Here is a 19,717-nt window from a genome sequence, read left to right as displayed (position 1 = left end):
GGTGTACGCGGACGAGCCGACGCCGCGGATCACGGAGTGGTTGGCGCAGCGGCGGCCGGAACCGGCGGGCGAGGTCGTGTCGTTCCGCGAGTACGCCGAGCTGTACCACGAGTCGTGGGCCGACCCGGAGATCCGCTGGCTGATGTCGGTGGTGCCGACGTCGATGATCTTCGACGACCACGACGTGCGCGACGACTGGAACACCTCCGAGGTGTGGCGCGGGCAGATGGCCGAGAAGCCCTGGTGGCGCGACAGGATCCGCGGCGCCATCTCGTCCTACTGGGTCTACCAGCACCTCGGCAACCTCGGCCCGGACGAGCTCGCCAGGGATCCCCTGTACGCCAAGGTGACCGCGCAGGACACCGACGTGCTGCCGTTGCTGGAGGAGTTCGCCGAGGAGGCGGACAGGGAGACCGACGGCGGCAAGTCGACGTGGTGGAGCTACCGCCGCGACTTCGGCCGCGCCCGGCTGCTCATGGTCGACACGCGCTCCGGCCGCATCCTCGAGGAGGGCAAGCGGCAGATGGTCAGCGACGCCGAGTTCGACTGGATCGAGCGCAACGCCGAGGGCGACTTCGACCACCTGCTCATCGGGTCGTCGCTGCCGTGGCTGATGCCGCACGGGCTCAGCCACTTCCAGTCCATCAACGAGGTCGGCGCGCGCAGGCCGGGCTGGCAGGGCAGGGCCGCCGAGAAGATCCGGCAGGTGGTCGACCTGGAGCACTGGCCCGCGTTCCGCGAGTCGTTCGACCGGCTCTCCCGCATGATCGAGAAGGCCGCGAACACCGACACCTCGACGGTGTGCGTGCTCTCCGGCGACGTCCACCACAGCTACGTCGCCGTGGCCGAGTTCCCCAAGCCCACCAAGGCCTTGGTCACGCAGCTCGTGTGCTCGCCGGTCCACAACGAACCGCCGAAGGTGCTCGAACCCATGTTCCGGCTGTCGTGGTCGCGTGCCGTGGGCAGGGTGCTCCGCCGGATCGCCACCTCCGTCGGAGTCCCGGAAGATCTGATGAGCTGGCGCAAGACCAGCGGTCCGCACTTCGGGAACTCCGTGGCGCTGCTGGACTTCGACGGCCGCAACGCCCGCTACCGGCTGTTGTCGGCAGCGGGCGAGGAGACCGCGTCGGTCCTACTTGGTCGCGAGTCGCAGTAGCGCCCACAGCTGCGCGATCGCGTCGTGGTCGCCGATCACCTCGACCATGCGGTCGGGCAGCCGTCCCCACAACCAGCGGTACATCGTCATCGGGTCCGCCGTCACCTGCGCGTCGGCGAAATGGGCGTCCTCGGCGTTGACGACGCGCCACGCCGACGAGCCGTGCGGGCCGCAGCGCGTGAGCCACAGGTGGTCCTCGACCTGGATGGCGACCAGGCTGTCCCGCGACCCCCGCACCCCGAGCACGTCCAGCTTGTGCCCCAGCCACAACGTGAGCACCTCGTCGACGCCGTCGGCCGCGGCCTCGTCGTCGACCGCGCCGACCTCCATGCCCGCCGCGCCCTGGACGTCCATGCGGTGCACGGTCGTCTCGTGTGCGAGCCGTCGTTGCCAGAAACCGTAGTTCTGCTGCTCGGGCCACCACGTCGCGCACGGCTCGGTCTCGTCGTGCGCGCTCAGTTCGGCGAGCACGGCTTCCGCGCCCGAACGCAGGAAGTCGAGCGTGTTCTCCCCTTTCTCCGGGTAGTCCTGCCACTCACCGGCCTCGGGTTCGCGGCCGAGCCTGATCCACTCCAGGGTTCTGCGGTAGCCGCTGCCGACGTGCCGCACGGTCTCCCCGAGGTTGAGCCCCGGACAGGCGGGCACGCCCTTGTGCGGTGGCTGGCCGATCGCGGACATCGCCAGCAGGTCCGCCTCGCGGCGCAGGACGTCGAGCGAGTTCACCGCTTGGCCTCATTCATCACACTGTCGACGAGCGTCACGAACAGTTCGGTCTGACGCACCAGGTCGTCGGCAGTGCGCGCGTTGACGTACCGGGTGATGCCCGCGAGCACGGCAGCCCGTGTGGACGACCACGAAGCGAAGAAAGTGGCCCACTCGGTCATTTCCGGGGCCATCGAGGCGAGCAGCACCCACGCGCTGGTCGGCCTCGAACGCCCGCGATGGGGCCGCCCTCGCAAGGCGAGCACCGCTGCGGCAGCACGCAGCGCGGCGAGGTAGGCGATGGCGAACCGCTCCGGGGGCTCTGGCGTGCGTTCGGACTCGGCGAGCGAGTCACGTGCCTGCTGCAGCAACGCGAGCGCGGATGCGGGTGGCAACGGGATGGGGAAGTCGATGGCAGTCATCTCGGCCTCCTCGTGGCGTCGGTGAACGACGTCTCCGCCGAGGGGAAGCCGGCGGCTCTCGGAGGTGGGGTGCTTCCCCCACCCCACCTCCGAGGCATGGTGCGACTCGAACACGTGTTCGAGTCCGCCTCAGCGTAGCTCCCGGCCGATGGATTCCTCAACCCGGCCCACCACGTGGGCGCCAGTCGTGGTCTGATGGTTACGTGAGTTCGCTCGAACACCCCGGAATCCGCAAGGTCGCGGACGCTCTGCCACCGGCCACCGCGGAACGCATCGTCGTGCTGCCGGACGCGGTGAGGACCGCGGCAGCCGCCGCGGACGCGGTGGGCGTACAGGTCGGCGCGATCGCGAACAGCCTGCTCTTCGCCGCGGTGCGCGACGGTGAAGCGACCCCGTTGCTGGTGCTGACGTCGGGCGCGCACCGCGCGGACACCTCACTCGTCGCCCGGTTGGTGGGCGCCGACGCGGTGAAGCGCGCAGACCCGGAGTTCGTGCGCGAGCACACGGGCCAGGTGATCGGCGGGGTGTCGCCGGTCGGGCACCCGGAGCCGATCGAGACGGTGGTGGACGAGGCCTTGTCCGGTTACGAGGAGATCTGGGCGGCGGCCGGGCATCCGCACGCCGTCTACCCCACGACCTTCGCGGACCTGGTGGCGCTGACGGGCGGCCGAGTCGCGGTGGTGTCGTCGTGACGGCCTCTCCGCGCCTGGAGCGCATCGTCGAGATGACCGCCGCGGAGCTGAACGCGCGGCTGGGTGAAGCGCTCGCGCTGTACGTGACGGCGATGAACTACCCGCCCGGCACCGTCGAGCAGCGCGCCCCGATGTGGCTCGCGCACATGATGCGCGAGGACTGGCGCTGCGTCGTCGCCCTGGGGGAGCAGGACGAGCTCGTCGGCATCGGCTACGGCTACCGCGGCGCCGCCGGCCAGTGGTGGCACGAGCAGGTGCGCCGCGGTCTCATGGTCGTCTCGCCGCCCACCGTCGTCGAGGACTGGCTCACCGACTACTTCGAGCTGACCGAGCTCCACGTGCTGCCGCGCGCCCAGGGCCGCGGTCTCGGCGAGGAGCTGTTGCGCCGGCTGATGGGGGGCGTGTCCTCGTCCCGCGTGCTGCTGTCCACGCCCGAGGGCCCGAGCAAGGCGTGGAAGCTCTACCGCCGCGTCGGCTTCGTCGACGTGCTGCGGCACTACCAGTTCACCGGCGACCCGCGCCCGTTCGCCGTGCTCGGCCGCACGCTGCCGATGGCCTGACCGTCCGTTTTCCCCAAGCCCCCGAGTCCACGACTCGGGGGCTTTGTTGTTGCGCTCGGCAGATCCCGGACTTACTCTCGCCGATATGCAATATATTGGATATGGCACGCTGAAGGATCGCGCGGCGGCGGAGATCCGGTCGGCGATCGTGCGCGGTGACCTGGAGCCGGGCACGGCCATCAAGGACGTCGAACTGGCGGAGAAGCTGGGCCTGTCCCGCACGCCGGTGCGCGAGGCGCTCGCGACGCTGACCGACGAAGGCCTCGTCGAGACCAAGCCCCACGCGTACACCCGTGTGACCGCGTTGGAAGCGGAACCGGTGCGCGACGCCCTCGTCGTCGTGAGGCAGATGCACGCCCTCGCCACCGGCCTGGTCGTCCAGCGGAAGTGGCTGACGGACGAGGACCTCACCGCGATGCGCGAGGCGAACAAGGCCTTCAAGAAGGCGCTCGACGCCGACGACGTCGTCGCCGCGCTGGCCGCCGACGACGAGTTCCACGCGGTGACCGTCCGCCGCTGCGACAACTTCGCGATCACCGCGACCATCGACCGCTTCACACCGCTGGTGCGCCGGGCGGAGCACAGCCGCTTCTCCTCGCCCGCAGCCCGCCACTCCGTCACCCAGCACCAGCAGATCATCGAAGCCTGCGAACGGGGCGACCACACGCGGGCGGCGATCCTGGCCGACGAGAACTGGCACACCCTGGAGGACGAACTGTGAACAGGTTCCCGCTGCTCTTCGGCCCGTCCCCGGTCCACCGCCTGGACCGCCTCACGACCCACCTCGGCGGCGCCGCGGTCTGGGCGAAGCGCGAGGACTGCAACTCCGGCCTCGCCTATGGCGGCAACAAGACCCGCAAACTCGAGTACCTCGTCGCCGACGCGATCGCCACCGGCTGCGACACCCTCGTGTCCATCGGCGGGATCCAGTCCAACCACACCCGCCAGGTCGCGGCCGCCGCCGCCCGAGCGGGCCTGAAAGCCGTGCTGGTGCAGGAGAGCTGGGTCGACTGGTCCGACGTGGGCAGCGACCGCGTGGGCAACATCCTGCTGAGCCGCATGATGGGAGCCGACGTCCGCATCGTGGACGCCGAGTTCGGCATCGGCGTCAAACCGGCCTGGGAACAGGCGATCGAGGACGTCCGCGCGTCCGGCGGCAAGCCCTACCCGATTCCGGCAGGCGCCTCCGACCACCCGCTGGGCGGCATGGGCTTCGCTTCGTGGGCCGACGAGGTCCGCCAGCAGGAGGCCCAGCTCGGCGTCTTCTTCGACACGGTCATCGTCTGCTCGGTCACCGGCAGCACCCAGGCGGGCATGGTCGCGGGCTTCGCGAACGACACCCACCGCCGCGTGCTGGGCATCGACGCCTCCGCCAAGCCCGCCGAGACCCTCGACCAGATCACCCGCATCGCGCACAACACCGCCAAGCTCCGCGAGGTCACGGTGTCCGAAGAGGACATCCTCCTCGACGACCGCTTCCACGCGGGTGTGTACGGGCTCGCGGACGAGTCCACTGTGGAGGCGATGCGCCTCGGCGCGAGCCTCGAAGGCATGATCACCGACCCGGTGTACGAGGGGAAGTCGCTCGCGGGCCTCATCCACCTGGTGTCGTCGGGGGAGGTCGACCGCGACTCGACCGTCCTCTACGCGCACCTCGGCGGCCAGCCCGCGCTCAACGCCTACAGCTCGCTGTTCCCCGCCTAGCCGCGATGGCTTGGGCGTGTGCGGGACGGTTGTGAGGCCGGCCAGGCGTGAGGGACGTGTGGCGGGTGAGGTTGAGCGAGCGCGGAGGGCCGAGCAGGGGCAGGCGGACTGGTGGTCGGGCAGGGCGGGCCAGGCAGGCGGTCGGACAGGGCGGGCCAGGTTCAGGTGCCGCAGGCCGTGTGTGGCCCGACGGGATGTGACCTGACGGAGCGTGGCGTGGCCGGCATGGCCTGACCAGGTGTGACCTGAGCAAGCGTGGCTTGGCCGAGAGCGGCTGGACCAGGAGTGACCTGGCCGAGCATGGCTGGACCGGAAGTGGCCCGATCGGGCGTGGCTTGGCTGGGCGTGACCGGTTGTGCCCTGGGCGGTCGGCCTGGGCCGCGGTGGCGGGTCAGGCTCGTAGGCGTAGGCCCTTCGGCGTGGCGCGGAAGCCGGCTTCCTGCAGGACCGTGGCCAGGTGCGAGGTCAGCGCCACCTCGCCGTCGGCCCGCTGGACCGCCAGCTGGCCCAGCCAGCCGTCGCGGACGGCTCGGCTCAGGGCGTTCGCGGCTGTGCGCAGGGTCGGGTCGTCGTCGGTGAACGAGAGCAGGGATCTGCCTCCTCGTTCCACGTAGAGCGCCGGGGTGCCGTCCACCAGGACGGCCAGTGCGCCGGCCTTGCGGGCCGGGCGGTGTTTGCCCTCGCCCAGCGGGTCCGGCCAGGCCAGGGCGGCGCCGTAGGGCTGGGCCGGGTCGGACGCGGCCAGCACCACCGCGTCCTGGTCGCTCGGCGCCTGCTGGCCGGGTGGGCGTGACAGCGCGCGCAGGCGGTCCACCGCGCCGCGTGCGGCGAACTGGGCGGCTCCCAGGCCCTCGACGACGTAGCCGCGGATCACCTGGCCCGACTCCTCCATGGCCCGCAGCACCTTGTAGACGCCGCTGAAGCCGCCCGTCACGCGTTCGGTGTCGAGCGCGCCTCTGGTCAGGACGCCGTGGCGTTCCAGGAAGGCCTCGGCGCGGGCGTGTGCGCGGCGGGTCGGATCGGCGGCTGGAGCCACCGCCAGCGACCAGCGGCCGACGGCGGTGGGCGGGCCCGTGCGCGACGGCATGTCCGGGCGGGCGGCGCGGAGGCGGGCGTAGCGGCCGCGCGGAGCGTTGCGGCGTGGCTTGTGGGCCGCGCCGCCGCCGGAGACCAGCGCGCGCAGCGGCGAGAGCGTGTCGTTGGTGACCAGGCCTGCCCACACCAGGTCCCACAGGGTGCCGACGACCTCCGCGTCCGTGCACGTCACGGACTGCGAGGCCCGGTCGACCACCTGGCGGAAGAACAGCGCGCCGCCGGACAACGCCTCCAGCACCGCCGTGTGCAGCGGCGACTCCGGGATCGACTCCGGCACCAGGTCGGGCAGCAGCAGGTCGGCCACGTCGGTCGGGGCCAGTGCGATCCAGCCGTCGCCCCCGGCCAGCGCGCCGCACCCCGTCCACGTCACCTCGCCGGACGCCGTCAGCTCGTCCAGCAACGCCGGGGAGTAGCCGGGCAGCCGCGACGGGAGCAGCAGCGATTCCAGCGCGCTGGCGGGAAGTGGCGCGCCGGCGAGCTGTTCCACCACCGAGAACACGTCGTCGAGCGTCGGCGCCGACCGCAGCCGGCGGCCGAGCCCGTGCCACGACGGCAGGAACCGGCCCAGCGCCGCGGGTTCGACCGGCTCGACCTCGGACCGCAGCCGGGCCAGCGACGCACGGCGCAGGCGGCGCAGCACGTCCGCGTCGCAGTACTCGGTGTGCGTGCCACCGGGCCGGAGCTCGCCGCGGACCAACCGGCCCGTGGCGGCCATCCGTTCCAGCACACCCGTCACCACGGCCACGCCCAGACCGAAGCGCGCGGCGGGTTCCGCGGCGGGGAACGGGCCGTGCGTGCGGGCGTAGCGGCTCAGCAAGTCGCCCAGCGGGTCCGCCACCGGTTCGGTGAACGCCTCCGGGACGCCGACGGGGAGGGCGACGCCGAGCGCGTCGCGGACCCGGCCCGCGTCCTCGATCGCGATCGTGCGTTCCTCACCGGCGATCCTGACGCGGATCGCCCGGCGCTGGGCCACCAGCTCGTCCAGCCACTCGCGGGGCACACCGCGGTCGAGCGCCTCCGCGTCGGAGAGATCTCCCAGGAACCGCAACAGGTCCGCGGTGTCCTCGGCGTGCCGCGGGCGGCGGTCCTCCACCAGGCGCTGCAGGCTGCGTTCGACCTCGGCGACGATCTCGGGGTCGAGCAGCTCGCGGATCGCCTCGGACCCGAGCAGCTCCGCGAGCAGCGTCGAGTCCAGCGACAGCGCCGCCGCCCTGCGTTCCGCCAGAGGCGCGTCCATCTCGTAGAGGAACATGCCCACGTACCCGAAGAGCAGGCTGCGGGCGAACGGCGACGGCGAGGGCGTCTCCACCTCCACCACGCGGACCCGGCGCGCGCGGATGTCCGCCATCAGCTCGCGCAGGCCCGGCACGTCGTAGACGTCCTGCAGGCACTCGCGCATCGCCTCCAGGACCACCGGGAACCGCTCGTACTTCGAGGCCACCGACAGCAACTGCGCCGACCGCTGACGCTGCTGCCACAACGGGGTCCGCCGTTTCGGGTCGCGGCGGGGCAGCAGCAGCGACCGGGCGGCGCACTCGCGGAACCGGGCCGCGAACAACGCCGAACCACCGACCTCGGCCACCACGATCTGCTCGACCTCCTCCGGGTCGAGCAGCACGTCCTCGGCGCCCGCCGTCACCTCGGTGCCCTCGTAGTCGAGCGCGTCCGGCAGCCGCAGCACGATGCCGTCGTCGGAGTGCGCGGCCTGCACCTCGACGCCGCGCTTCTCGCGCAGCCGCGCGGCGATCGCCAACGCCCACGGCGCGTTGACCTGCGCGCCGAACGGCGAGTGCACGACGAGCCGCCAGTCGCCCAGCTCGTCGCGGAACCGTTCCACCAGAACGGTCCTGTCGTTCGGGACGTGCCGTGTGGCCTCCTTCTGCTCGCCCAGGTACGCGAGCAGGTTGTCCGTCGCCCACGCGTTCAGACCGGCCGCCGTCGCCCGCTCGCGCGCCGCCGAATCCTCCATCGTGGACACTTCGCGCAGGAACTTGCCCATCGCCCGGCCGAGCTCCAGCGGACGGCCCGGCGCGTCGCCCTTCCAGAACGGCATCCGCGCGGGCTGACCCGGCGCGGGCACCACGATCACCCGGTCGTGCGTGATGTCCTCGACCCGCCACGACGACGTGCCCAGCAGGAACGTGTCGCCCACGCGCGACTCGTAGACCATCTCCTCGTCGAGCTCGCCGACCCGCGAGCCGGGACCCTTCTCCGACGGCGGTGTCATCACCGCGAACAGCCCGCGGTCGGGGATCGTGCCGCCGGACGTGACCGCGAGCCGCTGCGATCCCGGCCGGCCGCGCAGCTCGGAGTTCACCCGGTCCCACGTGATCCGCGGCCGCAGCTCGCCGAACTCCTCGGACGGGTAGCGGCCCGACAGCATGTCCAGCACCGCGTGCAGCGCCGAGTCGGGCAGGCCCGCGAACGGCGCCGCCCGCCGCACCAGCGCCGTCAGGTCGTCGACCGTCCACGTCTCCATCGCCACCATCGCGACGACGTGCTGCGCCAGCACGTCGAGCGGGTTGCGCGGGAACCGGACGGACTCGATCGCGCCGTCCCGCATCCGTTCCGCGACCACCGCGCACGACACCAGATCGCCGCGGAACTTCGGGAACATCACGCCCCGCGACACCGCGCCCACCTGGTGGCCCGCCCGGCCGACGCGCTGCATCCCGGACGCGACCGACGGCGGCGCCTCCACCTGCACCACCAGGTCGACCGCGCCCATGTCGATGCCGAGCTCCAGCGACGACGTCGCCACGACGCACGGCAGCCGCCCGGACTTCAGGTCCTCCTCCACGGCGGTGCGCTGCTCCCGCGACATCGAGCCGTGGTGCGCGCGGGCCACCGACGCGGTCTTCTGCACCGTCATCCCGGCCTGGCCGATGGCCTGGGCCGGGAACGACTCGGAGACATTTCCAGAAGCGGAGTTCGTGATATCGACGCGCGAGAAAAGCGCTCGCGCGTCGACATCACGCTCGGTGGCCTCCTCGGCCAGCTCGTTCAGGCGCGCGGTCAGCCGTTCCGCGAGCCGCCGCGAGTTGACGAAGACGATCGTCGACCGGTGCGCCCGCACCAGCTCGAGCACCCGCGCCTCGACCGACGGCCAGATGGAGGTGCGCTGCTCGGCCCCTGCCGCCGAACCCGACACCTCGCCCGTCGGCTGGCCGAGCGCCGTCATGTCCTCGACCGGCACCTCCACCTCGACCTCGATGGTCTTCGGCGTCTTCGGCTGCACCACCGACACCGGCCGCCCGCCCGCCAGGTACGTGCTGATCTCCTCGACCGGCCGCACCGTCGCCGACAGCCCGATCCGCTGCGCCGGCCGCTCCAGCAGCGCGTCCAGCCGTTCCAGCGACAACGCCAGGTGCCCGCCGCGTTTGGTGCCCGCCACCGCGTGCACCTCGTCGAGGATCACCGTCTCCACGCCGCGCAACGACTCGCGCGCCGACGACGTGAGAAGCAGGAACAACGACTCCGGCGTCGTCACCAGCACGTCCGGCGGAGTGCGGCCGAACGCCCTGCGCTCCTCGGGGGACGTGTCGCCCGTCCGCATGCCGACGGTGATCGCCGGCTCCGCGAGACCGAGGCGGTGCGAGGCCTGCCGGATGCCGGCGAGGGGCGCGCGCAGGTTGCGCTCGACGTCCACCGCCAGCGCCTTCAACGGCGAGATGTAGAGCACGCGGCACCGCCGCTTCGGCTCCTCCGGCATCGGGGAGGCGGCCAGCCGGTCCAGCGCCCACAGGAAGGCCGCCAGCGTCTTGCCCGAACCCGTCGGGGCGATGACCAGCGCGTGCTCGCCCGCCGCCGCGGCCGCCCACGCACCCGTCTGAGCCTGCGTGGGCGCGGCGAAGGCCCCGGCGAACCACTGCCTGGTCGCCGGTGAGAAGGCCTCCATCACGTCCATGGAGAACATCATGACCCCGGGGTCCGACAATTTCTGATTACGCAGGTCCGAGCACCCGCCGATGGCCCCTGTGGCACGATCACCGCGTACGTCCTTCGAGGGGAGCACGGTGCGCATCCTGTCCGTCGACCTTGGCACCGCCAACACGGTCGCGGTGCTGTCCGGCCACGGTGTGGTGGACGTGGACGGGGGGCCCACGATGCCCTCGTCCGTCTACCTCGACGAGGGCGACGTCCTGCGCGTCGGCAGAGAAGCGGACCGGCGTTCGCGCCAGGACCCGTCGCGGTACGAGGCGAACCCGAAGCGGCTCATCGACAAGCCGACGATGAAGCTCGGCGACAAGACCCTGCCGGTCAACGACGCGCTCGCGGCCCTCTACTCACGCGTGCTGGAAGCCGTCACGCCGCTGCTCATGGGCGCGGCGCTCGACGAGATCCGCCTGACGCACCCGGCGGAGTGGGGCCCGAGCAGGCGCAACAAGCTGCTGTCCTCGGCCAGGCTCGCGGGCATGACGGGCGAGCTCGTGCCCGTTCCCGAGGCCACCGCGGTGGCCGCGCTCGGCGGTGGCCGCCCGCTCGCGGTCTACGACTTCGGCGCCGACACGTTCGACGTCTCGGTGCTCGACGCGGAGCACCGCATCCTCGCCGACGGCAGCCTCGGCGACGTCGGCGGTCTCGACGTCGACCAGGCGCTGCTCGAGCACATCGGCCGCGAGGTCTCGCACAAGGACCCGGCCGCCTGGCAGCGGCTGCTGCGCCCGACGACGGTGGACGACCACCGCGCCCGCCTCGGCCTGCGCGAGGAGCTGCGCCTGGCCAAGGAGGACCTCTCGGCGCTGCACCGGGTCGAGGTGACGATGCCGGAGCCGTTCGAGAAGGTCGTCATCACGCGGGGCGAGCTGGAGGCGTTGATCAGGCCGAGCCTGATCCGCACCACCGAGCTGCTGATCACCACGGTGCACAGGGCCGGCGTCACGCCCGAGCACGTCTACCTCGTCGGCGGCTCGTGCCAGATGCCGCTGGTCTCGCAGATCATCGCGGAGAAGGTCGGCATCGTCCCGACCAGCCCCGACCACCCGGAGACGATCGTCGCGTCCGGCGCCCAGGTCGTGGACAAGACCAAGATCACGCTGAAGCCCGAGGACGACAAGCCCAAGTACGTCGAGCCGCCCACGGTCGTGACCGCGCCGGTCAGTCCCGCGGTGTCCGGCCCGCACGCGGTGAACCCGAACGTCAGCGGCCCGAACCCCGTGGTCAGCGGCTCTTACCCCAGCGGCTCGTACCCCAGCGGGGCCTACGCGAACCCGAGCACCAGCGGCGCCTACTCGGCGAGCGGCAGCTACCCGGTCACCGGGCCTTACGCCGTGAACCCGAACGTCAGCGGCAGCTACCCGATGAACTTCCCGCAGCAGCAGGCGCGGAAGAAGGACAACAAGAAGCTCCTCCTCGGTGTCGGCGGCGCGGTCGTGGCGGTCGCGGTGATCCTCGGCGCGGTGTTCGCGTTCTCCGGCCCCGACCTGCCCAGGGCCGACGAGTGCAAGGACGACACCGCCCAGGACGGCCAGGGCTTCACGCGGTGCCTGCGCCAGCTCGCGGGCCACGTGCCCGACGGCGGTGGCTGCGAGAAGGCCGACTCCGCGCAGATCACCGGCATGGAGGAGATCAAGGGCACGGTCGTGAGCTGCACGATCCGCGACGGCTACGAGGTCCAGTACATCCTCACCGACAGCGTCACCGGCGCCGAGAACAACGCCGACGCCATCGCGAAGTCGTTCCAGACCGACCGCGTCGAGGCCGACTGGACCGGCAACGGCCTGGAGGGCGGCTACCGCGCGGCCACGTCGAGCGGCACCGGCGTGCTGGTGTTCACCGCCAAGGACCGCCCCATGTTCGGCATCCTCACGAAGAACGCCGAGGAGAACGCCGACGAGCTCAAGCCGGACGAAATGGCGGATTTCTTCGAGAAGTCCGTTCAACCGGGTGAGTAACCGCCCCTGATGGACCTGTCGGCACGCCTTCGAGGCGTGCCACCATCGCGATCATGGTGACGGTCGCGCCGCAGGTCGAACGCGTGCAGCGCAAGGTCGTCCGTGTGCTGACCGGCACCCAGGTCCTGGGGTCCGCGTCGATCACGATCGGCCTCGCGTTCAGCACGCTGATCGCCGCGTCGCTGTCCGGTTCCGACGCCGTCGGGGGCCTCGCGCAGACCGCGGCCGTGGCCGGTGCGGCGCTGCTGGCCCTGCCGGGAGCCCGCCTGGCGCAACGGCGCGGGCGTCGTCCCGCGTTGATCCTCGGCTACGGCATGGGCGCTCTCGGCGCGTTGGTCGCCGCTGTCGCCGTGGGCTTCGGCTTGTGGCAGTTGTTGTTGGCGGGACTGGTCCTGTTCGGCGGGGCGTCCAGCGCGAACTACGCGGCTCGTTATGCCGCAACGGACCTGGCTCATCCGCACCGCCGTGCGCGCGAGCTGTCCCGTGTGGTGTGGGCGGCCATGATCGGCGCGATCATCGGGCCGAACCTCGCCGATCCCGCCGGACGGGTGGCCGCCTCCCTCGGCATGCCGGTGGGGGTGGGGCCGTTCCTGCTGGCCGCCGCCGTGCTCGTCGTGGCCGTGCTGGTGATCCAGCTCGGGCTGCGGCCGGACCCGCTGGTCGTCGTGAGGAACGCCCGGCCGGTCGAACCCCAGCACTGTTCCGGCGGCGGCCCGGCCGGTCCCGGTGGGCTGCGGGTCTGGGGGACGCTCGGGCCGATGGCGCAACTTGCACTCGTCGGAGTGATGTTGTGCCACACCGCGATGGTCGGGCTGATGTCGATGACGCCGGTGCACATGAACCACGCCGGGTCGTCGTTGCGCGTGGTCGGCTTCGTGATCAGCCTGCACGTCGCCGCGATGTACGCCGCGAGCCCCCTGTTCGGGTGGATGGCGGACCGCCTGGGCCGCGTGCCGGTGCTCGCGATCGGCGCGTCGCTGGTGGTGGCGGCGTCCGGGGTCGCGGGGATGGCGCCGTCGCACGACGCGCCGCAGCTCGCCGCGGGCCTCGCGCTGCTCGGGTTCGGCTGGTCCGCCGGGCTGGTGGCGGGGTCGGCGCTGCTGACGGAGTCCGTGCGGGTGGAGGACAGGCCCGCGGCGCAGGGGTTCTCGGACCTGGTGATGAACGTCGGCGGCGCCATCGGGGGAGCGGTGTCCGGGATCGTCGTGACGGCGTGGTCGTACGCGGCGCTCGGGCTGATCGTGGGCTTCACCGCGCTGCCGCTGCTGGTCGTGTGCCTCCTCGCGTCGCTGCGCAGGCCCGCCGGTTAGGGTCTCGCGGTGCGCATCACCATGTTCCGCAAACTCATGGCGGGGGAGTTCGGCCAGGTCAGGGCCGAGATGATCGCCCGCGACCACGTGCTGTCGTCCCTCGGCGGCCGCACCGCCGACCAGGCACTGGAGGCCGGGATCGGCGCCAAGGAGATCTGGGTCGCGGTCTGCGAGGCGTTCGAAATTCCCGAGAATCGTCGGTGAGCAGCCGGTCCGGAGTGTCACGTGTGCTCGAACACGTGTTCGGCTACAGTGGCCGCGACCCCCGGCTTCGCAAAATTGTCAGACCCCGCCAGTAGCGTCAGGTCCAACATGACGAAGCAACGGCAGACGACAAAAGGTGGACCCCAGATGGCACCCGCAGCACCCGACCGGGACAAGGCGCTCGAGCTGGCCCTGGCGCAGATCGACAAGCAGTTCGGCAAGGGCTCCGTGATGCGGCTCGGCGAAGAGGGCCGTGCCCCGATCGCCGTGATCCCGACCGGCGCGATCGCCCTGGACGTGGCGCTCGGCATCGGTGGCCTGCCGCGCGGCCGGGTCGTCGAGATCTACGGTCCGGAGTCGTCGGGTAAGACGACGGTGGCGCTGCACGCCGTGGCGAACGCGCAGAAGTCCGGCGGCATCGCGGCGTTCATCGACGCGGAGCACGCCCTCGACCCCGAGTACGCGAAGAAGCTGGGCGTCGACACCGACGCGCTGCTGGTGTCGCAACCCGACACCGGTGAGCAGGCGCTCGAGATCGCGGACATGCTGGTCCGCTCCGGCGCGCTCGACATCCTGGTCATCGACTCGGTCGCCGCCCTCGTGCCGCGCGCCGAGATCGAGGGCGAGATGGGCGACAACCACGTCGGTCTGCAGGCCCGTCTGATGAGCCAGGCGCTGCGCAAGATCACGGGTGCGCTCAGCAACTCCAACACGACCGCGATCTTCATCAACCAGCTGCGCGAGAAGATCGGCGTGATGTTCGGCTCCCCGGAGACCACGACCGGCGGCAAGGCGCTGAAGTTCTACGCCTCCGTGCGTCTGGACGTGCGCCGCATCGAGACCCTGAAGGACGGCGGCGAGCCCGTCGGCAACCGCACCAGGGTCAAGGTCGTGAAGAACAAGGTCGCGCCGCCGTTCAAGCAGGCCGAGTTCGACATCCTCTACGGCAAGGGCATCAGCCGCGAGGGCTCGCTCATCGACATGGGTGTCGACCAGGGCATCCTGCGCAAGTCCGGCGCCTGGTACACCTACGAGGGCGACCAGCTGGGCCAGGGCAAGGAGAACGCCCGCAAGTTCCTGCTGGACAACCCGGACATCGCCAACGAGGTCGAGAAGCGCATCAAGGACAAGCTCGGCATCGGCGCCACCCTCGACGCCGACGAGACAGTTCCCGCCGCACCGGTCGAGTTCTGAGGTCGTGAGGGTTGGACGAGGCTGAGGAGCAGCGCAAAGCGCGCGACATCTGCTACGCGCTGCTCACCGCTCGAGCCCGCTCCCGGCAGGAGCTGCACGACGCCCTGCTGCGCAAGGGGATCAGCGCCGGTGTCGCCGAGATCGTTCTCGGCAAGTTCGACCGTGCCGGCCTGATCGACGACGCGCAGTTCGCCGAGATGTGGGTGCGTTCCCGTCACACGTACAACGGCCTGGGCCGCCGCGCCCTGGTCATGGAACTGCGCCGCAAGGGCGTGGCCGACGAGGTGGTGGCCGAGGCCGTCGCCGCGGTCGACGGCGAGGCCGAGGAAGAACGGGCCCGCGAGCTCGTCCGCAAACGCCTGCGCACCATGTCCGGCCTGGACGAGACGACGAAGATCCGCCGTCTCGTGGGTGCGTTGGCGCGCAAGGGCTACGCCGAAGGCCTTGCCTACCGCGTGGTGCGCGACGAGCTGCGCGACGCGGGCGACGAGGCGTCGGCCCTGGACGAACCCTGGTAGCAGCCAGGCCGTGTGATCGGCCTGGCTCGACTCCACCACCGTCGTGCGGTCCCGCTCCGGCGGTAGGGCATCAGCGGACGAACCCGGTGGTCGCGACCGTGCTGCTCGTGCCCGTGCTGCTCGTGCCCGTCGACGTGGTGCGTTCCGGCTCGTCCGGTTCCGACTTCGCCGCTCGACCGGTTTGTCCCGAGTAGCCTGAACGGCGTGAGCACCACTCCCGACGCGCCGTCCGCTGTGACCCCCACGGTCTCCGACCTGCTCTGCTTCGACCTCTACACGACGTCGCGAGCGGTCACCGGCTTCTACCGCCCGATCCTCGACAAGGCGGGCATCACCTACCCGCAGTTCCTGGTGATGCTGCTGTTGTGGGAGCGGGACTCGCGGCCGATCCGGGAGCTCGTCCAGGAGCTCGACCTCGAGTACAGCACCCTCTCGCCGTTGATCAAGCGGCTGGAGAAGGGCGGTCTGCTGGTGCGCGTCACTCACCCCGACGACGAGCGGTCCGTGCTCGTCCAGCTCACCGACAAGGGCCGTGACCTGCGGTGGATCGGTGCCGAGATGTTCAACCAGCTCGGCAGTGCGCTCGGCATGACCCTCGAGGAGATCGCCGTTCTCCGCAAGGCGCTGCAGCGCGTGAAGCACGGCACCGAGCGCTAGTGGCCTGAAACACATCGCGTACGAGGTAACTCGTCGGGTAACTTACATCGTGCACGACCTAATCGAGCGCGATGCACCGCCACCGGGGTGCCGGACGAGAGAGTGAGAGAGCAATGCGAGTTCGCAAGGTGTTCGCCGTTCTGGGGACGTTGCTGGCGCTGGGTGCCGTTGTCCCGTCGGGTGCCGGTGCCTCCGAGGAGCCGGAGAAGCAGGGGACCAGGAAGCCGACCGTCGTGCTGGTGCACGGGGCGTTCGCCGACGCGTCGAGCTGGAACGGCGTCGTGGAACGATTGCAGCGCAAGGGCTTCCCGGTCGTCGCGGTGGCGAACCCGCTGCGGTCGGTCACCGGCGACGCGAACTACCTGCGTCAGGTGCTCGCCACGATCGACGGGCCGGTCGTCCTCGCCGGGCACTCCTACGGCGGCATGGTCCAGTCGCAGGCCGCGCTCGGCAACCCGAACGTGAAGGCGCTCGTCTACGTCGCGGCGTTCGCGCCGGAGAAGGGCGAGAGCGCCCTCGACCTGTCGAACAAGTTCCCCGGCGGCACCCTCGGCGACACGTTGTCGGCCATCGACCTCGGTGACGGCACCAAGGACCTGGTGATCCAGCAGGACAAGTACTGGCAGCAGTTCGCGGCCGACCTGTCCCGCAAGGACGCGACCCTGGCGGCGGCGACGCAGCGGCCGTTCAACGACACCGCGCTGGGCGAGAAGGCCGGCGAGCCCGCGTGGCACGCGATCCCGTCGTACTTCGTGGTCGCGGGCAAGGACAAGAACATCCCGATCGCCGCGCAGAAGTGGATGGCCGAGCGTGCCCACGCCCGCGCGGTCGTCGAGGTCAGGGATGCCTCGCACTCGGTGGCGGTCTCGCACCCGGAGACCGTGGCGGACCTGATCGTGCGTGCCGCCAGGTAGGGGGAGAACGGAAGAAGCCGGGACGCGCAGGAGCGTCCCGGCTTCTTCCGCGTTGTCGTACTACGGTTTCGCGACGGTGCAGCCGGGCAGCGCCAGGTTCAGCGTCGTGCCGGGGCCGAAGCAGGACACGAAGCCGAACGTCTGCTGGCCGTAGTTGGTGCCCTTGCGGACGGTCACGGTGCTGGCGGCGTCGACCTCGCACGGGTTGTTCATCGTGCAGCGGCCGCCGCTCTCGTTGCCGGTGTTGTTGATACCGACGACCTTGTCGCTCGCGTTGTCGATGATCGGCGAGCCCGAGGTGCCACCGATCGTGTTGCACGACGGCGTGTAGCGCAGCGAGTCGCGCCAGGTCCAGTCGGCTTCCTTGACCTGGTGGACGAACCCGTCGATCTGGCAGGAGTAGATCCGCTTCCAGTAGCCGGAGGCGATGCGGATCTCCGTGCCCGCCACGGGATGCGAGGCCGACAGTTCCAGCGCACGGCTGCCGTACCTGCTCTGGATCTCTCCGTAGGTCGTGCCGAGCTGGTAGAGCGCGGCGTCGGTGCCGGTCATCGTCGCGTAGACGAGCTTGGTGCCCGTGAGGGTCGCGATCTTCGCACCGGAGCCGTTGAGCAGGCTGAAGTTGCGCGACACCGCGCGGTCGACGATCACCTGGCCGGGCTTCATGAGCTCGACGCAGTGCCCGTTCGTGAGGACGAGCGCCTTGTCCGCGGGAGCCGAGTCCGGCAGGCGGACGAGCGAGCCCGAGCAGTTGTTCAGTGCCACGATGCCGGTGAAGTCGACGGCGGCCTGGGCGGGCGCCGTGGTCACGCCGAGTGCGGCGATCGCCGCGAGCAGGGTTCCGACGAGTCGTCGTGCCATGAGCAGGGGTCCTTTCAGGGATGGCCTTCAGCGCCAGCCTGTACGGATCGTAGTCGTCTCGCTACCTTCGGAAGTCGGCTGCCACGCCGGTGTCAACTCGATCGAGTGATAACTCCGGTGTGAGCTAACGGAAGAAGCGGACCATTCGACGTCGAGGTCACACATCGCAACCGCCAGGAGCCTTGATGACCCACCCGACGCAGCACGTCCACACCCCGCCCCAGGCCGCGCCGCCGAAGCCGACGAGATTCGGGGCGCTGGCGTGGTCCGCGGTCATCCTCGGCATCGTGGGAGTCGTCTGTTCCTGGGTCATCATCCTCAACATCCTCACCGCGATCGCCGCGTTCATCGGTGTCGTGCTCGGTGTCATCGCGTTCTTCGGTACGCGCAAGGTTCTCGCCGTGATCGGCGTAGTCCTCTGCGTCCTGGCGATCACGTTCACCGTGCTGGCACAGCAGGCGGCGGTCAAGGAGATCGACAAGATCCTCGACGGCACCACGAACCAGGGCCAGGTCGGCGTCACCGGCGAGACCCCGCAGCAGACCGCGACGGCCGAGACCCCCACCTGGGGCAAGCGGTACACGTGGGCGAACGGACTGGCCGTCGACGTCGCCGCGCCCGTCGCGTGCACGCCCGGCCAGTTCTCCGCGCCGCCGAACATCGCCCGCGCGGTGAAGTTCAAGGTCACCGTCACCAACGGCACGAGCGCCGCGTTCGAGACCGCGCTGATGTCGCTGGGCGACGACGCGCAGTTCAACGGCCAGAAGGCCGCGAAGATCTTCGACAGCAGCGGCGGGTGCGAGAGCACGTTCGACTCGGCGACGGTGCTGCCGGGCAAGACCTACACCTTCGACGTCGCGTACTCGGTCGGCGCGCAACCCGGTGAGATGCAGCTCGTGTTCGAGCCGACCTTCAACTCCGACAAGGCGGCGTTCGTCGGCCAGGCGTAAACCGTTCGCTCAGGAGCGTGCGGACGGGTTACAACTCAGGGCATGTTGCGCAAGTACCCGCGAACGCCGCACCTCCAGGGCTCGCGCCTGCAACCGGGCGACGAGGACCTCGACCAGGTGCCGTTCCGCGCGATCGCGGGGCGGCACCTGGTCGTCGAGGAGAAGCTCGACGGCGCCAACGCGGGCATCAGCTTCGACTCCGCCGGCGCGCTGAAGCTGCAGTCACGCGGCCATTTCCTGACCGGTGGTCCGCGTGAACGGCAGTTCGCGCCGTTGAAGGCGTGGACCGCGACTCACCAGAGCGTGCTCTGGGACAGGCTCGGCACGCGGTTCGTGCTGTACGGGGAATGGTTGTACGCCAAGCACACCGTGTTCTACGACGCGCTTCCGCACCACTTCTGCGAGTTCGACCTGCTCGACCGCGAGACCGGCGAGTTCCTGTCCACACCGGAACGACGCCGGGTGCTCGCCGGCACGCCGGTGGTCTCGGTGCCGGTGCTGCACGAGGGGACGCTGCGGACGGTGCGGGACCTGACCGCGCTGGCCGGTCCGTCCACCTGCCGCACTCCGGGGTGGCGCGACGTGCTGGTCGAGGCGGCGCGTGTGGCGGGCCAGGACCCGGATGTCGTTGTGGCGGAGACGGATGCGGACGACTGCATGGAAGGCCTCTACATCAAGGTGGAGGAGAACGGGCGCACGGTCGAGCGCTACAAGTGGGTGCGGCCGACGTTCGTCACGGCGGTGCTGGACTCGGGAAGCCACTGGCAGGACCGCCCGATCCTGCCGAATCGGGTGGTGTCCCGTGTTTGAGTCGCTCTGCCCCTCTGGTCCACAGTGGACTCTGGATTGGGGCGCCGTCCGTTCGGCGTTCCCGTGGGTGCGGG

General features: G+C 70.8%; 18 protein-coding genes. 14 read left to right on the top strand and 4 right to left on the bottom strand.

Annotated features, from left to right (window positions below; translation table 11 throughout):
• On the top strand, nucleotides 1-1,156 hold a 1,156-nt coding region (locus tag VM306_RS36010), incomplete at its 5' end, for an alkaline phosphatase D family protein (protein ID WP_325522996.1).
• Here VM306_RS36010 and VM306_RS36005 read toward each other — a convergent pair.
• Nucleotides 1,133-1,879 (bottom strand): maleylpyruvate isomerase N-terminal domain-containing protein, encoded by a 747-nt coding sequence (locus VM306_RS36005; RefSeq protein WP_325522994.1) that lies wholly within the window; start codon nucleotides 1,877-1,879, stop codon nucleotides 1,133-1,135. The genes VM306_RS36010 and VM306_RS36005 overlap by 24 nt on opposite strands.
• Nucleotides 1,876-2,280 (bottom strand): SAV_6107 family HEPN domain-containing protein, encoded by a 405-nt coding sequence (locus tag VM306_RS36000; RefSeq protein ID WP_325522992.1) that lies wholly within the window; start codon nucleotides 2,278-2,280, stop codon nucleotides 1,876-1,878. Before VM306_RS36000 ends, VM306_RS36005 begins: the two co-directional genes overlap by 4 nt.
• A 203-nt stretch (nucleotides 2,281-2,483) precedes the next feature.
• Here VM306_RS36000 and VM306_RS35995 point away from each other — a divergent pair, with 203 nt between their 5' ends.
• The 4 genes from VM306_RS35995 (at nucleotide 2,484) to VM306_RS35980 (ending at nucleotide 5,236) form a co-directional block, all read left to right on the top strand.
• Nucleotides 2,484-2,972, top strand: a complete 489-nt coding sequence (locus tag VM306_RS35995; RefSeq protein WP_325522990.1) for a YbaK/EbsC family protein — start codon at nucleotides 2,484-2,486, stop codon at nucleotides 2,970-2,972.
• Nucleotides 2,973-3,004: 32 nt separating this feature from the next.
• Complete coding sequence (locus VM306_RS35990; RefSeq protein WP_325523004.1) at nucleotides 3,005-3,532, top strand: GNAT family N-acetyltransferase; 528 nt, start codon at nucleotides 3,005-3,007, stop codon at nucleotides 3,530-3,532.
• Nucleotides 3,533-3,617: 85 nt separating this feature from the next.
• Nucleotides 3,618-4,253: a GntR family transcriptional regulator gene (locus VM306_RS35985; RefSeq protein ID WP_325522988.1), complete on the top strand. Its 636-nt coding sequence runs from the start codon at nucleotides 3,618-3,620 to the stop codon at nucleotides 4,251-4,253.
• Nucleotides 4,250-5,236, top strand: a complete 987-nt coding sequence (locus tag VM306_RS35980; protein ID WP_325522986.1) for a 1-aminocyclopropane-1-carboxylate deaminase — start codon at nucleotides 4,250-4,252, stop codon at nucleotides 5,234-5,236. The genes VM306_RS35985 and VM306_RS35980 overlap by 4 nt, the downstream gene beginning before the upstream one ends.
• 391 nt (nucleotides 5,237-5,627) lie before the next feature.
• Here VM306_RS35980 and VM306_RS35975 read toward each other — a convergent pair whose 3' ends face one another.
• Complete coding sequence (locus VM306_RS35975; RefSeq protein ID WP_414672496.1) at nucleotides 5,628-10,238, bottom strand: ATP-dependent helicase; 4,611 nt, start codon at nucleotides 10,236-10,238, stop codon at nucleotides 5,628-5,630.
• Nucleotides 10,239-10,347: 109 nt separating this feature from the next.
• On the opposite strand from VM306_RS35975, the gene VM306_RS35970 reads away from it, so the two are divergent.
• From VM306_RS35970 to VM306_RS35940, 7 genes are all read left to right on the top strand, one after another.
• The gene (locus VM306_RS35970; protein ID WP_325522984.1) at nucleotides 10,348-12,225 is read left to right on the top strand and encodes an Hsp70 family protein; all 1,878 of its coding nucleotides are present in this window, start codon (nucleotides 10,348-10,350) and stop codon (nucleotides 12,223-12,225) included.
• A 53-nt stretch (nucleotides 12,226-12,278) separates the two neighbouring features.
• A complete protein-coding gene (locus tag VM306_RS35965) occupies nucleotides 12,279-13,535 on the top strand; it encodes an MFS transporter (protein ID WP_325522983.1) in 1,257 nt (418 codons plus the stop codon).
• 9 nt (nucleotides 13,536-13,544) lie between these two features.
• Entirely contained in the window at nucleotides 13,545-13,739 is a 195-nt protein-coding gene (locus VM306_RS35960) for a DUF3046 domain-containing protein (protein WP_325522981.1), read from the top strand.
• A 147-nt stretch (nucleotides 13,740-13,886) separates the two neighbouring features.
• Nucleotides 13,887-14,933, top strand: coding sequence for a recombinase RecA (gene recA, locus VM306_RS35955; protein WP_325522979.1), 1,047 nt, complete (start codon nucleotides 13,887-13,889; stop codon nucleotides 14,931-14,933).
• An 11-nt stretch (nucleotides 14,934-14,944) separates the two neighbouring features.
• Entirely contained in the window at nucleotides 14,945-15,451 is a 507-nt protein-coding gene (locus tag VM306_RS35950; protein WP_325522977.1) for a regulatory protein RecX, read from the top strand.
• A gap of 204 nt (nucleotides 15,452-15,655) precedes the next feature.
• Complete coding sequence (locus tag VM306_RS35945; RefSeq protein WP_325522976.1) at nucleotides 15,656-16,108, top strand: MarR family transcriptional regulator; 453 nt, start codon at nucleotides 15,656-15,658, stop codon at nucleotides 16,106-16,108.
• A gap of 113 nt (nucleotides 16,109-16,221) precedes the next feature.
• On the top strand, nucleotides 16,222-17,022 hold the full coding sequence (locus VM306_RS35940) for an alpha/beta hydrolase (protein WP_325522974.1): 801 nt from the start codon (nucleotides 16,222-16,224) through the stop codon (nucleotides 17,020-17,022).
• A gap of 60 nt (nucleotides 17,023-17,082) precedes the next feature.
• On the opposite strand, the gene VM306_RS35935 is transcribed toward VM306_RS35940, so the two are convergent.
• Nucleotides 17,083-17,883, bottom strand: a complete 801-nt coding sequence (locus VM306_RS35935; RefSeq protein WP_325522972.1) for a serine protease — start codon at nucleotides 17,881-17,883, stop codon at nucleotides 17,083-17,085.
• Nucleotides 17,884-18,068: 185 nt separating this feature from the next.
• Here VM306_RS35935 and VM306_RS35930 point away from each other — a divergent pair, with 185 nt between their 5' ends.
• Together VM306_RS35930 and VM306_RS35925 are read left to right on the top strand one after the other, a co-directional pair.
• Nucleotides 18,069-18,833, top strand: coding sequence for a hypothetical protein (locus tag VM306_RS35930; protein ID WP_325522970.1), 765 nt, complete (start codon nucleotides 18,069-18,071; stop codon nucleotides 18,831-18,833).
• 42 nt (nucleotides 18,834-18,875) lie between these two features.
• A complete protein-coding gene (locus VM306_RS35925) occupies nucleotides 18,876-19,643 on the top strand; it encodes an RNA ligase family protein (RefSeq protein ID WP_325522968.1) in 768 nt (255 codons plus the stop codon).
• Nucleotides 19,644-19,717: the final 74 nt, after the last annotated feature.

It is taken from the genome of Lentzea sp., from assembly GCF_035525475.1.
Taxonomy (GTDB): Bacteria; Actinomycetota; Actinomycetes; order Mycobacteriales; family Pseudonocardiaceae; genus Lentzea.
The sequence above is the reverse complement of the archived record's forward strand: the minus strand, read 5'-3'. Positions and strand labels throughout refer to the sequence as shown.

Coding starts and splice junctions, on each gene's coding strand:
- VM306_RS36000 (WP_325522992.1), bottom strand. CDS start 2,280: ATGACTGCCATCGACTTCCCCATCCCGTTGCCACCCGCATCCGCGCTC.
- VM306_RS35990 (WP_325523004.1), top strand. CDS start 3,005: ATGACCGCCGCGGAGCTGAACGCGCGGCTGGGTGAAGCGCTCGCGCTG.
- VM306_RS35985 (WP_325522988.1), top strand. CDS start 3,618: ATGCAATATATTGGATATGGCACGCTGAAGGATCGCGCGGCGGCGGAG.
- VM306_RS35975 (WP_414672496.1), bottom strand. CDS start 10,238: ATGGACGTGATGGAGGCCTTCTCACCGGCGACCAGGCAGTGGTTCGCC.
- VM306_RS35965 (WP_325522983.1), top strand. CDS start 12,279: ATGGTGACGGTCGCGCCGCAGGTCGAACGCGTGCAGCGCAAGGTCGTC.
- recA (WP_325522979.1), top strand. CDS start 13,887: ATGGCACCCGCAGCACCCGACCGGGACAAGGCGCTCGAGCTGGCCCTG.
- VM306_RS35940 (WP_325522974.1), top strand. CDS start 16,222: ATGCGAGTTCGCAAGGTGTTCGCCGTTCTGGGGACGTTGCTGGCGCTG.
- VM306_RS35935 (WP_325522972.1), bottom strand. CDS start 17,883: ATGGCACGACGACTCGTCGGAACCCTGCTCGCGGCGATCGCCGCACTC.
- VM306_RS35930 (WP_325522970.1), top strand. CDS start 18,069: ATGACCCACCCGACGCAGCACGTCCACACCCCGCCCCAGGCCGCGCCG.
- VM306_RS35925 (WP_325522968.1), top strand. CDS start 18,876: ATGTTGCGCAAGTACCCGCGAACGCCGCACCTCCAGGGCTCGCGCCTG.